The 13,771-nt window shown below is 64.1% G+C and carries 12 protein-coding genes; 2 read left to right on the top strand and 10 right to left on the bottom strand.

All coding sequences use genetic code 11. From position 1 onward, the window contains the following. Positions 1-188: 188 nt before the first annotated feature. Together GFD18_RS05570 and GFD18_RS05565 are read left to right on the top strand one after the other, a co-directional pair. Entirely contained in the window at positions 189-1,034 is an 846-nt protein-coding gene (locus GFD18_RS05570; RefSeq protein ID WP_163200421.1) for an ABC transporter ATP-binding protein, read from the top strand. Then, on the top strand, positions 1,031-3,562 hold the full coding sequence (locus tag GFD18_RS05565) for an FtsX-like permease family protein (RefSeq protein ID WP_163200422.1): 2,532 nt from the start codon (positions 1,031-1,033) through the stop codon (positions 3,560-3,562). Before GFD18_RS05570 ends, GFD18_RS05565 begins: the two co-directional genes overlap by 4 nt. A gap of 65 nt (positions 3,563-3,627) precedes the next feature. Here the strand turns inward: GFD18_RS05565 and GFD18_RS05560 are convergent, their stop codons facing one another. The 10 genes from GFD18_RS05560 to pyrB form a co-directional block, all read right to left on the bottom strand. After that, on the bottom strand, positions 3,628-4,749 hold the full coding sequence (locus tag GFD18_RS05560) for a 5-methyltetrahydropteroyltriglutamate--homocysteine S-methyltransferase (protein ID WP_163200423.1): 1,122 nt from the start codon (positions 4,747-4,749) through the stop codon (positions 3,628-3,630). A gap of 164 nt (positions 4,750-4,913) precedes the next feature. Next, complete coding sequence (locus tag GFD18_RS05555; protein ID WP_163200424.1) at positions 4,914-5,561, bottom strand: TetR/AcrR family transcriptional regulator; 648 nt, start codon at positions 5,559-5,561, stop codon at positions 4,914-4,916. A 127-nt stretch (positions 5,562-5,688) separates the two neighbouring features. After that, positions 5,689-6,912, bottom strand: coding sequence for an MFS transporter (locus tag GFD18_RS05550; RefSeq protein ID WP_225432913.1), 1,224 nt, complete (start codon positions 6,910-6,912; stop codon positions 5,689-5,691). A gap of 109 nt (positions 6,913-7,021) precedes the next feature. Further along, on the bottom strand, positions 7,022-7,723 hold the full coding sequence (pyrE, locus tag GFD18_RS05545; protein WP_163200425.1) for an orotate phosphoribosyltransferase: 702 nt from the start codon (positions 7,721-7,723) through the stop codon (positions 7,022-7,024). A 26-nt stretch (positions 7,724-7,749) separates the two neighbouring features. Beyond that, a complete protein-coding gene (locus GFD18_RS05540) occupies positions 7,750-8,718 on the bottom strand; it encodes a dihydroorotate dehydrogenase (protein ID WP_404801610.1) in 969 nt (322 codons plus the stop codon). Further along, on the bottom strand, positions 8,718-9,548 hold the full coding sequence (locus GFD18_RS05535; protein ID WP_404801614.1) for a dihydroorotate dehydrogenase electron transfer subunit: 831 nt from the start codon (positions 9,546-9,548) through the stop codon (positions 8,718-8,720). The genes GFD18_RS05540 and GFD18_RS05535 overlap by 1 nt, the downstream gene beginning before the upstream one ends. A gap of 42 nt (positions 9,549-9,590) precedes the next feature. Further along, positions 9,591-10,670 (bottom strand): orotidine-5'-phosphate decarboxylase, encoded by a 1,080-nt coding sequence (gene pyrF, locus GFD18_RS05530; protein ID WP_163200427.1) that lies wholly within the window; start codon positions 10,668-10,670, stop codon positions 9,591-9,593. A 53-nt stretch (positions 10,671-10,723) separates the two neighbouring features. Continuing rightward, positions 10,724-12,151 carry a dihydroorotase gene (locus GFD18_RS05525; protein WP_163200428.1) on the bottom strand — a complete coding sequence of 476 codons (1,428 nt, stop codon included), beginning with the start codon at positions 12,149-12,151 and terminating at the stop codon, positions 10,724-10,726. A gap of 69 nt (positions 12,152-12,220) precedes the next feature. Next, a complete protein-coding gene (locus tag GFD18_RS05520; RefSeq protein WP_163200429.1) occupies positions 12,221-12,640 on the bottom strand; it encodes an aspartate carbamoyltransferase regulatory subunit in 420 nt (139 codons plus the stop codon). Further along, the gene (pyrB, locus tag GFD18_RS05515) at positions 12,640-13,644 is read right to left on the bottom strand and encodes an aspartate carbamoyltransferase (protein ID WP_163200430.1); all 1,005 of its coding nucleotides are present in this window, start codon (positions 13,642-13,644) and stop codon (positions 12,640-12,642) included. The genes GFD18_RS05520 and pyrB overlap by 1 nt, the downstream gene beginning before the upstream one ends. Positions 13,645-13,771: the final 127 nt, after the last annotated feature.

Below are 13,771 nucleotides of genomic sequence, written 5' to 3'. Positions count from 1 at the left end.
CTCCGATAAGTTTTCAATATAGCCCCAAATGGTAAATCGAGGCATCATCCTCCGGAATGAGTTCCGGCATCGACAGCATCATGTGACTAGTCCTCACGCACGATATCGGAAACCGTCGTCCCTTCATATCGTCGGACTCAAGGCGACCGTGAGGATCCGGCCGACTTGGCGAAGGTAAGGACACGGATATGAGAAGCAATGAAGACCATACCGAAGGGACAATCGGCTGCGAAACCGCGGTCGAGGCCATCAATGTGCGTAAGACATATGGTTCCGGCGCAGCCAAGACGGCCGCGGTGGCGGGTATCACAGCCCGGTTTGCAAAGGGACAATTCACGGCGATTGTGGGTCCATCCGGGTCGGGCAAGACCACATTGCTGCATCTGCTGGCGGGTTTGGATACGCCGACTTCCGGCCGGGTGATTATCGATGGCGTGGATATTTCGACGCTGTCGGATGACGCGATTTCCGATCTGCGGCGTGACCGGATCGGGTTCATCTTCCAGGATTTCAACCTGCTGCCGTATCTGACGGCGGAGCAGAACATCGAGCTGCCGTTCACGCTGCGCGGCAGACAGCCCGACCGGCAGACAATACGCGGGATCGCGCGTGAGCTGGACATCGAGAACCGGCTCGATCACAAGCCGCAGGAGATGAGCGGCGGGCAACGACAGCGCGTGGCGGTCGCCCGCGCGTTGGCCGGGAATCCCGCGGTGGTGTTCGCGGACGAGCCGACCGGGGCGCTGGATGTGAAGTCGTCGCGTCAGTTGTTGGCGATTCTGCGGGATATGGCGTCGCGTCGCGGGCAGACGATCGTGATGGTCACGCATGATCCGAACGCCGCTGCCTATGCCGACCGGGCGCTCGTGGTGCGTGACGGGTTGATCGCGGCGGATATCGAGCATCCGACCGCAGCCGACGTGACGAGCACGCTTGAGCACGATGCTGATTCTCCCCTCCCGCTGGCGGGAGGTGTCGCCGCAGGCGACGGAGGGTGGTCGAACATTGCTTCTCGGAAAGAAGGCACGCGATGATCCGGGTGGCGTGGGCGCAGATCAGGCATTCCCCGTCCCGACTGCTCGCCGTCCTGTTGGCGGTGATCCTGTCGGCGGCGATGCTGGCAGGCACGGTCGTGTTCCAAGGCACGTCCACCGCAAGCATGGCCACGGTCACGGCCGCGCCGTTGAAACCCGTGGACGTCATCATCGACCCCGGCGACGCCGATGTGAAATCATTGAAGCCCTCGTGGGCCGATGACGTGCTCGCCAAGGCGAATGTCAGCGGCAAAGTGAAGGCGACGGCCCCGTATTATGCGGCCACGGTCACCGCATACGGCATGGATGCGCGTGGCACGGCGAACGTGTATTCCGTCCCCCGCGACCCGTCCCTGCGCTGGTTCGGATTGGAGTCCGGCGAATGGCCACGGTCCGCCGACCAGATCGTCATCTCGCAGGATACGGCCGACAAGCTCGGCGTGAACATCGGCGGCACGGTCACGTTGAAGTCGTCCGACGGTACGAAACATGTGGTGACGGTCAGCGGCATCAACGATGTGCGGTTCAAGCCGATGACCGGCACCGACTATGCGGTCTACGCCGACCCGTCATACTTCGGCGACATGACACCGGGTGAACTGTTCGTCAAGCTCAACGACCCCTCCGACATCGATTCGGTCACCCAACGTCTTATGGCGGCCGCTAGGACGGATGGCGTCACGGCGGTCACGGGCGCGGAGATGATTCGGCAGGCGTCGGCGATGATGGCCGGCGGCAGCACGCAGCTGACCGTGATCATGGTGGTGTTCGCGGTCATCGCCCTGTGTGCCGCGATGATGGTGATCTCCAGCACTTACCGGACGCTGATCGCGCAGCGTACGCGGGACATCGCCATGCTGCGTCTGATCGGAGCCAGACGCGCGAGCATCCGCTCACTCGTGCTGTCCGAAGCGCTGATCACCGCCATAGCCGGAACAATCATCGGAACCCTGATCGGCGTAGGCGGCGGATACGCGGCCATGACGGCGATGGGTCAGGCGTTCGGCGGATTCGCCGCCAACCCGATGTTGCTAGCTGGAACGTTGCTGCTGACGGTTCTGGCCACGGTATTGACCGCATGGACGACCGTGCGTCACGTCACACGCATCCCACCCATCCAAGCGTTGAACGGAACCGCACAGACCGATGACATGGCCGGCGTGAAAACAGGCGACAAGGTGTGCAACGGCCATGTTCCGCGCATCGTGCTCGGAATATTGTGCTCGGTTGCTGGCGTTGCGCTGCTGTCGATCGGAGCGGCCGGGTTCCACATGCCCGTTGCACTGACCGGCGGACTCGCTTTGGCGCTCGGCCTCATACTTGCATTGCCCGGACTTATCGCGATGCTCATGCCCGTCATCGCTGCGGTCCTGTCCGTCTGCGGATTGGCGGGCAAACTGGCTGCGGCAAGCCTTTCGGCGAACGCGCGGCGCGCGGGCGGCACCGTCACCGCGGTCGCGTTCGGCGTCAGCCTAATCGCCGCGCTCTCCTCGGCCGCGTCCACCGGCACCGCCACCATCAACGCCGACCTCGACCACCGATATCCGGTCAGTGCCGCCCTCTACACGCCGGACAACAGCACACTCGCCGACAAGGTCCTGCAGCAGGCCAATGAAATCACCGACGCACGAGGCTCCTACCCGGTACGCACCATCGCCATCGACCATGCGCCGGACGGGGCCAAGACCACGCCCCAAATACTTGACGTCATCCCCGACAAGGCTGCCGCCGTATTCGCCAAGGACGACCAGTGGCATACCGGCGAGGAGAACGGCATGCCGGTCGCGCTCGTCCACCCGCGCTACATGAGCGCCATCGGCATCAGGGAAGGCGACACACTCACGCTCACCGTCGCCGGTACTCCCGTCACGGTCAGGACGCACGCCTCGCAGCTCACCGAATCACCGAAACTCGCGGTCATCATCACCGACAGCCAACTCGCCGCGATCCCGCACGCCGACGCCATCGAACCGGCATTGAAGACCAGCATGATCTGGTTCAAGGCCAAGCCCGGCATCGACCGAGCCAAGCTCGCCAATCAGATCAACCGACTGGCCGTATCCGACCCGAACGCCACGGTCGGCGGCGGCATCGCCGAAAGCAACGACATACTCAACGTGCTGAACATGCTGCTCATGCTCTCCTACGCGATGCTCGCCATCACCGTCATCATCAGCCTGACCGGACTCGCCAACCAGCTCGCTCTGTCCGTCATCGAACGCACCAACGAGATCAGCATGCTGCGCGCCCTCGGCACCAGACGCGGCGTCATCCGCACGGAAATCGCCATCGAAGCGTTGACTCTGACCGTCATTGGCACCATCATCGGGCTGCTCGTCGGCCTGCCGCTCGGCGTCGCCGGCGTCAAAGCCCAGATCGGCGGCATGACCAGCCAATTCACCACACGACTGCCGTGGACGCAGATCGGCATACTCATCCCCGTCATCCTCATAGCGGCACTTCTCGCCGCGGCCATCCCCGCACACAACGCCACCCGAATCCAACCCGCACAAGGCCTCACACGATAACAAAAGCCCGTCGGCCACATATCGTGCCGGCGGGCTTTTACGCGAATCAACAGTGTTCTATACGCTCAGTCGCCCCACACCTCGTCGGCGATGGACTTGACGAGGGCGATCTTGGCCCACTGCTGCTCCTCGGTGAGCTTGTTGCCCTCCTCGGTGGAGGCGAAGCCGCACTGCGTGGAGAGGCACAGGCGCTCGAGCGGCACGTACTGCGCGGCCTCCTCGATGCGTGCCTTGATGGCGGCCGGGTCCTCGAGCTCGGGCGTCTTCGACGTGATGAGGCCGAGTACCACCTTCTTGTTCTCGGAGAGTTCGGCCAGCGGTGCGAAGTCGCCGGAACGGTCGTCGTCGAACTCCAGATAGTAGGCGTTCACGTTCTCCTTGCCGAACAGGTTCGCGGCGACGGGCGCGTAGCCGCCGGAGGAGAGCCACGTGGAGTGGAAGTTGCCGCGGCATACGTGCGTGTTGATGGCAAGGTCGGCGGGCTGGTCCTCAATCACCGCGTTGATGATGTCGAGGTTCTGCCGCTGCAGGCGTTCGGCGTCCTCGTCGCTCCAGCCGAGGCGTTCGCGCACGGCCGGGTCGCACAGGCGGGTCCACGTGCAGTCGTCGAACTGCACGTTGCGACAGCCGGCCTCGTACAGGTCGGCGATGGTCTGGCGGTAGGCCTTGACGATGTCGGCGGCCAGCTCCTCGTCGGTGGCGTAGAACTCGTCGTACAGGTAGGCGGCCTTGTTGCCGGTGAGTACGAACAGGGTCTGTGCGGGCGAGGGCATGGTCTGGCGGGCCACGGTGTTCTCGTCCTCGAACTGCTTGACAAACTTGAAGTGCTCGACGAACGGATGGTTGTGGCCGTCGAGCCTGCCGGTCACGGCGGCGGTGTCGGCGGGGGTGACCTCGTCGTGGAAGGCGACGCGGTGGGCGGCGGCCTTGTGCTCCACTCCGGCGAAGCCCCACATGAAGTCAAAATGCCACCAGCGGCGGCGGAACTCACCGTCGGTGATCACGTGCAGGCCGGCCTGCTTCTGTCTGGCGACCAGCTCCTCGATGGCCTTGTCCTCGACGGCCTTGAGCGCCGCCGCGTCGATGTTGCCGGCCTCGTAGTCCGCGCGGGCCTGCTTGAGGGCCTCGGGACGCAGGTAGCTGCCCACCACGTCGGCGTGGAAGGGTGCGTTGCTCGCATATGCCATGGTTGCTCCATTTCCTCGGAAAATCGTTTGACTGCGGTGTTCGTCGTATTCGGACGGCATGCCGCAATGCTGACTTTGGTACCTTACCGCGATTCCACGGATTGCGTGTGAGTGTCCCTTATCGCGGACAATCCCCCATTCCAAATTCGGTGTAGGCCGCGGAATCAGGCTATGGCATTCCCCGCCTCGGCGGCGATCTGGATCAGGGCCTCGCCATCGGGGATGGTGGCATGACTGCGGCAGCGGATCCATTCGCCGAAGATCTCGATGAGCGTGTTGACAGCGATAGCGTATCGCAGCCGGGTGGAGAATCCCTCCGCGTCCCCATCATCGACGGGGAACATGTCGGCGAGTGTTGCCGACCATTGCGGTATTCGGGCGAACATGGCACTGCGCAGGGTGTCGGTATCGTTGATGATGGTCAGGCTCCGCGCCAGCGAATCGTATTGTTCGTCGTCAAGTCGATTCGCGACCTCCTCAACGACAATCGAGGCGATGGCGAACGGCGACGTGGGCGATGGTTCGTCCGATGTCCTCGACTCGATTGCGGATGCCAGTTCGGCGGCCTGCGGAGGATCGATGACGATGTCCTCCTTTTTGGGGAAATAGCGGAACAGGGTGATCGGCGTCACGTTCGCGGCCTTGGCGATCTGCTGGACGGTGACCTCGTCGTAGCCGTGTTCGAGGAAGAGCGCGATGGCCGCCTGCCGGATGCGTCTGCGGGTCTGTCGTTTCTTCTCCCGCTGCCATTGCTCGCGGGACGAGACCGCCTTCGCCGATACTCCCCTGGCGTTGCTGTGCTCCGATGTCATGCCTGGCGTCCTTTCCTTCGAACCCTTTCATACTATGCCGTATGTCATTTACCTCGTCGTAATGGGGTTACGAGCATATTGCCGCGGACCGATTGCCGCTGCGGCATACGTGCGGGAACGGCCGGTATCACGCTTGGCCGGAGGTTTCCGCGGGCGTGGTGCAGCGGACCGTGGCAAGGTAGAGGATCCATGCGAGGGGCATGGCGAGCATGAACAGCGGGTAGAACCATTCGATGGGCACGTTGCCGTACAGCAGGCCGCCGATGATGGGCCCCAACGACATGCCGAGGTCGATGCCGGCGTAGTACGTGCTGTTGGCGATGCCGCTGCGCGCCTTGCCTGCGATGATGACTGCCTGCGCCTGGGTGACCGAACTCATGATGCCGTAGCTGCCGGCCATGAGAACCGCGGCGAGGATGAGCGGGATGTCGTTACGCATGAGGTCGAGGCACAGCAGCGTGGCGAGCATGAGCAGCGAGCAGACGCGCATGAAGAACCGGAAGCTTTTCTCGTCGAACAGGTCGCGCAGGGTGACTCGCATGATGAGCAGGGCCACGGCGTAGAGCGGGAAGAACAGGCTGACCTCGACGGTCAGATGCCGTGCCGACACGTAGGAGACGAGGAACGACTGGGTGGCGAAGTACGGGATGGCGAACAGCATGAACACGAGCGAGAGCGGCACGACGCGCGGCTCGACGATGCTGCGGATGCCGAACCGGTGGGGGCGTCCCGTTTTCTCCCTGGACTCGTTCTGCGCTGCGGGCGCCTTCGCGACCGGCCGTCCGCCGTTGCGCACGAACAATACGGAGACCACCATGAACACGGCGACGACTGCGGAGATGAGGAACGTGTGCCGGTAGCCGATGACCTGCTGCGCCTTGATGCCGATGGCGGGTCCGATGGCCATGGCCAGTGCGTTCATGGTGCCGTAGAGACCCATGCCGGCGCCCATGTGTCGGATGGGCAGCAGCAGCGACATCCATGTGGCGAGGCAGACCGAGCAGCAGGCGAAGCCCACGCCGTTGACCATGCGTGCGGCGATGAGCGACGCCGGGCTTGAGGCGAGCGAATACCAGATGCTGGCCACGAGATAGAGCGCCGAGCCGACGCCGACGAGCATGCGCTTGCTGGTCTTGTCGGCGAGGTTGCCGGCGATGGGACGGCAGAACAGGGCGATGATGTTCATCATGCCGGAGACGACGCCCATGAGCGCGCCCGATGCGCCGAGGTGCTCGGAGTAGCCGGCCATCAGCGGCGTGGCGAGCATGTTGCTGGCCATGAAGCAGAATGTCGCGACCATGACCAGGACCACGTCGCGGGTGAGCAGTCTGTCGTCGTTGTTTTTCGTCAACGTTCTCATCTCCGGAAAAAATCATATGATATTGATGCCAATATGAAAGCCCTCCCCCTTTTGTCGCGGGGAGGGCTTGCGTGTGCGGGTTTATGTACGATGCCGGCTGTCAGGCGCCGTAGCGTTCGAGGTAGGCGTCGGCCGCGACCTTGATCTCGTCCGTGACGTACGGGGTGCCGTCGGCCGTATTGATGCGCCGGCCGGCCTCGAAGATCTCACGCACGTTGGCGATGGCGAAGACGGGGAAGCCGAACTCCTGTTCGACGGCCTTGACGGCGGAGAGGTCGGAGTCCTTGGTCTTCTCCATGCGGTCGACGGAGAGCACGAGGCCCACGACCTCCACATTCGCTTCGGCCTTGAGCTTGGGGATGACCTCGCGCACGGCGGTGCCGGCGGTCATCACGTCGTCGACGAGCAGCACCTTCATGCCGTCGGTCAGCTGGGTGCCGACCATCATGCCGCCGTCGCCGTGGTCCTTCTTCTCCTTGCGGTCGAAGGTGTAGCCCACCTCCATGCCGTGGGCGGAGGTCAATGCGATGGCGGTGGAGACGCCGAGCGGGATGCCCTTGTACGCCGGGCCGAACACGGTGTCGATGTCCTTGGGCAGGTTGCCGGCCTCGATCTCGGAGACGGTCTTCTCGGCGTAGAACGCGCCGAGCGTGGCGATCTTACGGCCGTCGTTGAAGGCGCCGGCGTTGATGAAGTACGGGGACTTGCGGCCGGACTTGAGGGTGAACTCGCCGAACTTCAGCGCCTCGGATTCGAGCAGGAACTGCGTGAAGCGAATATCGAGCGATGCGGTGTCGGTCATGTCTTTATTCTCCTTGTGGTTTGGTGTCAGCGCCAGGTCTTGCCTTCGGCGAGTTTGGCGGCGAGTTCGGGACGATCGTCGAGCAGGTCGTCGAGCTCGCAGGCGACGCGCAGCGGCGCGACGGGGTCGAACAGGGCGGCCGCGCCGACCTCGACGGCATTCGCTCCCGCATACAGGTATTCGAGCGCCTTCTCGCCGGTGTCGATGCCGCCGATGCCGATGATCGGAATGTCGGGCAGTGCGGAACGCACCTGCCACACCCGTGCCAGGCCGATGGGCAGCACGGCGGGGCCGGAGACGCCGCCGGTCACGTGGTCGATGATGGGCTTGCCAGTGCGGGTGTTGATGCGCATGCCGACAATGGTGTTGATGAGGCTCAGCGCGTCGGCGCCCGCTTCCACGGCAGCGCGGGCGGGCACGGTGATGTCGGTGACGTTCGGCGTGAGCTTGACGATCATGGGCTTGTCGGTCATCTTGCGCAGTCGGGTGATGAGCCGGCTCAGCGCCACTGGGTCGGCGCCGACGCTCATGCCGCCGGCGCCGACGTTCGGGCAGCTCACGTTGATTTCCAGCATATCGGCCGGCGAGTCGGCAAGCTTGGCCACGACCTCGGCATAGTCGTCGTCGCAATGGCCGGCCACGTTGGACACGACGTTCGCGCCGATCTTCTTGAGCTTGGGCAGGTCGTCGACGAGGTAGTGGTCGACGCCGGGGTTCTGCAGGCCCACGGCGTTGATGTTGCAGGCGGGGCCTTCGGCGGTACGGACGCCGGGATTGCCTTCCCACGGGACCGGGGAGACGCCCTTGGTGGTCACTGCGCCGAGCTGGCTTACGTCATAGAACCAGCGGACGGCCGCGTACTGGAAGGTACCGGAGGCGGTGCCCACGGGGTTCTTCCATGGCACGCCGGCCACCACGGTGGGATGCTTCCACTCGTGGTCGTACAGGTCCACGGTTTCGGTTTCGGGGTTCGCTGCGGTCGCGGTCATGGACATCACTCCCATCCAAGCTGTTCGCGGGTGAATACGGGACCGTCCGCGCAGACCTTGAGCCTGCCGTTCACGGTGTCGGTGGTGCACAGCACGCAGGTGCCGTAGCCGCAGCCCATGCGCTGTTCGAGGCTGAGCTGGCAGGGGATGTCTCGCTTGGCGGCCCAGGAGGCCACGGCCTTCATCATGGGCAGCGGCCCGCAGGAGAGAATCACCGGGGGCAGGTCGCCGGACTTCAGCTCGTCCTCGATGCGGTCAAGCAACGTGACCACGTTGCCTTCCGACTCGTCGATGCTGTAGGTGCGGTCGGCATAGCGGTCCACGTATTCGTCGGCGAAATGGTTCTTCCGGTAGCCGAACACGGCGGTGGATTCACTGTTCTCGTCGCCGGCGATGTGCTGCGCGGCATGGATGAGCGGCGGCACACCGAGTCCGCCGGCGACCAGCACGTAGTTCGCCGGGGCCTTGGTGTCGAATGCGTGGCCCAGTGGCCCCATCACGTCGATGACGTCGCCGGCCTTGAGCTCGGCGAACTCCCCGGTACCCTTGCCGACGACGGCGAAGATGAAGCTCACCAGGTCGTCCTGAATCTCGCTGATGCCGAACGGACGCGGCATGGGCTTCATGGGATCGTGGGTGAAGAAGTCCACGAACTGGGCGGGACGACCGTGCGCGGCTATGTACGGGTCGCGGATGGTCATGCGCACCACGCCGGCGTCAAGCTCGGCGATGTCCGCGATCTCGACGGTGTGGCGGGGCGGGAAGAACCCATGGCTGACCGCCGCGTCGACGACGGCTTTGCCATGGGTCAGCCGTTCCTCCGTGGCGGTGGGAATGAACGTGTCTGCGGTCAAGGTCTCTGGTCTCCTTCTCGGGGTTCAGTGCTGCAGGGCGGAGTCGAGGTCGTCGCGCATGCGTTCGGCGGCTTCACGCGCGCTTTCGCCGACGATCTGCAACGCCTCGTCAAGGTCGAGGTCCTCGTTGTAGGCGGGGTTCTTCTTCCAGGCGCCGATGATACCACGGGAAGAATTCACGATTGCTCCCGAACCGTTGCCGTCGAACATGCGCGCCACGTCGGCGGCGGTGCCGCCCTGTGCGCCGTATCCCGGCACGAGGAAGAACGTGTGCGGCATGCGCTCGCGAAGCTGTGCACCCTCCTCGGGATGGGTGGCGCCAACGACGGCGCCGGCACGCGAGTACCCGTGTTCGCCGATGGTGTCCGAGCCCCACTGTTCGACCAGATCGGCGACGTGCTCGTAGACGCGTCCTCCGTCCTTGAGCTCCAGCTCCTGGATCTCGCTGCTGGAGGGGTTCGACGTGCGCACGAGGATGAACACGTCCTTGTCGGAGGCCTTGGCGGCGTCGATGAACGGCGTGATGCCGTCGGTGCCGAGATACGGGTTCACGGTGACGGCGTCCTCATACCATTCGGAGCCGAACTGGAATTCGTCGCCGTTCTCGTCGTAGTCCTCCACATCGGCGGCGAGTGCGGCGGCGTTGCGCTGCACGTTCTCGATCTCGTCCTCGCTGGCCACGTCGGCGAACCGCAGCGGGAAGCCGCTCAGATGATGCGCGTAGGCCTCGGCCGTGGATCCGATGTCGCCGCGCTTGACGTCGCCGAGCACATACAGCCCGTTGTCCTGCGCGTACTTGCAGGTTCGTGCGTACATCCACAGGCCGGCCTCGCCCAGCGCCTCGTACATGGCGATCTGCGGCTTGACCGCGGGGACGATGTCCTTCACCGCGTCGATGATCGTCGTGTTGAATTTCAGGTACATGGCAGCGAAGTTGATGGACCATGCGGCCTCCGCCTCCATGGGGTTGCCCATCTCGCTTTCGCTGACGGTGGCCTCGCGCGCATGGTCGATGAGCTGCTTGGGCAGCAGCGCCGGCTTCGGGTCGAGTCCGACGACGCTGGGGTTGTTCTTCGCCGCGATGGCGTCGATTAGGCGGTCCATGAGTGTCCTTTGTCCTTTCCGGGAACGAGTGAATGGGAAGCGGCGCGCAGGTATTACAGCCGGCTGAAAACGAGCTTGGAGCCGATGATCGTGGCAAGCGGACGACCGGTGACGTCCCATCCTCCGAACGGCGTGTTGCGTGCCTGGGAGTGGAATCGCTCAGGGTCGACCTTCCATTCGGCGCCGGTGTCGAGCACGACGAAATCGGCGGTCTCGGGATGTTCCACCGCGCTCAGGTCGAGCGTGCGGCGGCCCTCGTCCGTACCGGTCTCGCCGAGCATCGCATCGATGTCGGCGGGCTCGTGGCCCATGAGCCGCTGCGGCTCGGTGGACATGAGCTCGATGAGCCTGTGGTCGGAGATGTGCCCACCGTCGACGAGTACCTTATGGCACACCCCATAGGCGCATTCGAGCCCGATGATGCCGTTGGGGGCCTCAAGGAATCCGCGCTCCTTTTCCTCGAGCGTGTGCGGGGCATGATCGGTGGCGAGCAGGTCGACGGTGCCGTCGGCGATGGCTTCGATGGTGGCCTGGCGGTCGGCCTCCGAACGCAGCGGCGGGTTCATCTTGGCAAGGGTGCCGTATTCGAGCAGCGCCTCGTCGCTCAGGGCCAGATAGTGCGGCGCCGTCTCGCAGGTGATGGGCAGGCCTTCGGCCTTGGCCTTGCGGATGGCGTCGAAGGAGATGGCGGTGCTCACGTGCTGGAAGTGGATGTGCACGCCGGTTTCACGGGCCTTCTCGATGTCACGGGCGACGATCTTCAGCTCGGTGTCTTCGGGGATTCCCGGCACGCCGAGCTTGCGCGATACGGGACCGTCGTTGACGGCACCGGTGTCGTGATGCTCGCAGTGTTCGATGAGATAGAGGCCGGATTCCTTCGCCATGCGCAACACATCGTCGAGAATCTCCGGGGTGACGGCCGAGCCGTCGTCGCTGATCGCGGTGATGGGGTGGGCGAGCTGGGCCGAGTCCTTCTCCCCCTCGGCCACGCCGCGAATGTACCAGCGCCAGTCGTCGAGGTCGGTGGCCTCATAGCCGGCGCGGTCCTTTGAGGCGCAGACGCACAGGTCGTAGCGCACCGGCAGGCTCACGTCGTGGGCGGAGTCGTAGTGCTGGAGGAAGTCGATGACGTTGTCGAAGCCCTTGCCAAGCACCTCTTCGGCGCCGGGTTTCGTGGAATCCGTGATCGTCACGCCGTCCAACGCCGGCACGGTGTTCGGCATGATGAGCACGTCCGTGTATCCGCCGGATGCCGCGGCGGCAGCGCCGGAGACCATGGACTCCTTGTACGTCTGGCCGGGGTCGCGGAAATGCACATGCGGGTCGGCGAAGCCGGGCGCCAGCGTAAGGCCCGTGGCATCGAACTCACCGTCGAAGACGGCGTCCTCATCGCGGAAGAACCGCTTCTCGTCGGCCTCCGGAATCACCAGGTCGATGGTCTCGCCCGTGTTCCACACGGTGATGTTGCGCAGTGTGAGCATGTGCATTTCCTTTCACGGTTGGTGCGGAAGCGGCGGGCTCCGCCGTCGCTTCCGCGCGTCTGGGACTGGCTAGAACTTGGCTTCCTCGTCGCAGTAGTCGCAGCGGTATTCCATGCGTTCGGAGTGCACGAGGTGGAAGCGCTGTTTGATGCCGCGTTCGATGGTGGTCACGCAGCGCGGGTTCACGCAGCTGATGACGTTGGTCACATGCTCGGGCAGGTTCGGGGTGAGCTTCTGCACGATGCTGCCGCCGTGCACCACGTCGACGGTCGCCTGGCGGGCCACAAGGCCGAGCACGTCGAGGTCGATGTCCTGCTCGCCTTCGATCTTGATGATGTCCTTGGAGCCGAACTGGTGGCTGGTCGTGTTCATGATCAGCGCAAGCCGGGTCGTGGCGGGGTTGATGTTGAGATAGTTGAGCACCTTCAGCGCAGTGCCGGCGGGCACGTGGTCGATGATGATGCCTTCAGTGATGCTGGTCACCTCCATCAGGCGGCCACCTCCTTCGCGTTGACCGCGTCGATGCCTTCAGGGTCGAATCCGGGCAGTTCGTCGCCCAGCACGGAGCATTCCAGCGCCATGCGCATGAGCATGCCGTTCTTCACCTGCTCGAAGTATGCGGCACGCGGGTCATGGTCCACCTCCACGGCGATCTCGTTGACTCGCGGCAGCGGATGCAGCACGGCCATGTCCTTCTTGGCGAGCTTGAGCTTGTCCTCGTCGAGGATGTAGGTGTCGCGCAGACGCAGGTAGTCGTCCTCGTTGAAGAAGCGCTCCTGCTGCACGCGGGTCATGTACAGCACGTCAAGGTCGCCGATCACCGAGACGAGGTCCTTGACCTCCACGTAGGTGCAGTTCTCGGTGGCGTTGATGCGGTCGATCACGTACTGCGGGGTCTTCAGCTCGTCGGGGCTGATGAGCACGAAGTTCACGTTGCCGAAGCGGCACAGCGTCTCGATGAGCGAGTGCACGGTGCGGCCGAAGGTGAGGTCGCCGCACAGGCCCACGGTGAGGTTGTTGACGCGGCCGAAGCGCGACTGCAGCGTGCACAGGTCGGCGAGCGTCTGCGTGGGATGCATGTGTCCGCCGTCGCCGGCGTTGATTACGGGGATGTCCACCGCCTCGGAGGCCACCAGCGCGGCACCCTCCTTCGGGTGGCGGATGGCGACGACGTCGACGAAGTTCGCGACGGTCTTCAACGTGTCGGCGATGGATTCGCCCTTGCTCACCGACGACTGCTGGGCGCCGGCGAAGCCGATGACACGGCCGCCGAGACGCAGCATGGCGGTCTCGAAGCTCAGACGTGTGCGGGTGCTCGGCTCATAGAACAGCGTTGCGATGATACGGCCATCGCAGGTATGCGAGACCAGTTTGCGATTTGCGTCGATGTACTGCGCCTTACGCAGCAGAAGCTCGATCTGCTCGGTGCTGAGATCGTCGAGCGTGACAACGCTTTTTCCGATGAAATCCTCGCTCGGGGATATTGATGACATGCGCGCCTTTCCGTCGTTGTTTGGATTCAGGCGGCCACAACATCGTCGCGACCTAATCAAGTCTAAATTCCCATAGGGACGGAAAAGCGCAAAAACATGACACGCGTTGTTTACGTTGGCTTCGGCG

Origin of the sequence: Bifidobacterium saimiriisciurei (assembly GCF_010667655.1) — a bacterium.
Lineage (GTDB): Bacteria > Actinomycetota > Actinomycetes > Actinomycetales > Bifidobacteriaceae > Galliscardovia > Galliscardovia saimiriisciurei.
Note: the sequence above shows the minus strand (reverse complement) of the source record. Positions and strands in the feature narration are given on the sequence as shown.

Bases quoted from the DNA above. Each gene is read 5' to 3' on its own strand.
- GFD18_RS05565 (WP_163200422.1), top strand. From the start codon at position 1,031: ATGATCCGGGTGGCGTGGGCGCAGATCAGGCATTCCCCGTCCCGACTG.
- GFD18_RS05560 (WP_163200423.1), bottom strand. From the start codon at position 4,749: ATGGCATATGCGAGCAACGCACCCTTCCACGCCGACGTGGTGGGCAGC.
- pyrB (WP_163200430.1), bottom strand. From the start codon at position 13,644: ATGTCATCAATATCCCCGAGCGAGGATTTCATCGGAAAAAGCGTTGTC.
- GFD18_RS05525 (WP_163200428.1), bottom strand. From the start codon at position 12,151: ATGCTCACACTGCGCAACATCACCGTGTGGAACACGGGCGAGACCATC.
- GFD18_RS05540 (WP_404801610.1), bottom strand. From the start codon at position 8,718: ATGTCCATGACCGCGACCGCAGCGAACCCCGAAACCGAAACCGTGGAC.
- pyrF (WP_163200427.1), bottom strand. From the start codon at position 10,670: ATGGACCGCCTAATCGACGCCATCGCGGCGAAGAACAACCCCAGCGTC.
- GFD18_RS05570 (WP_163200421.1), top strand. From the start codon at position 189: ATGAGAAGCAATGAAGACCATACCGAAGGGACAATCGGCTGCGAAACC.
- GFD18_RS05520 (WP_163200429.1), bottom strand. From the start codon at position 12,640: ATGGAGGTGACCAGCATCACTGAAGGCATCATCATCGACCACGTGCCC.
- pyrE (WP_163200425.1), bottom strand. From the start codon at position 7,723: ATGACCGACACCGCATCGCTCGATATTCGCTTCACGCAGTTCCTGCTC.
- GFD18_RS05555 (WP_163200424.1), bottom strand. From the start codon at position 5,561: ATGACATCGGAGCACAGCAACGCCAGGGGAGTATCGGCGAAGGCGGTC.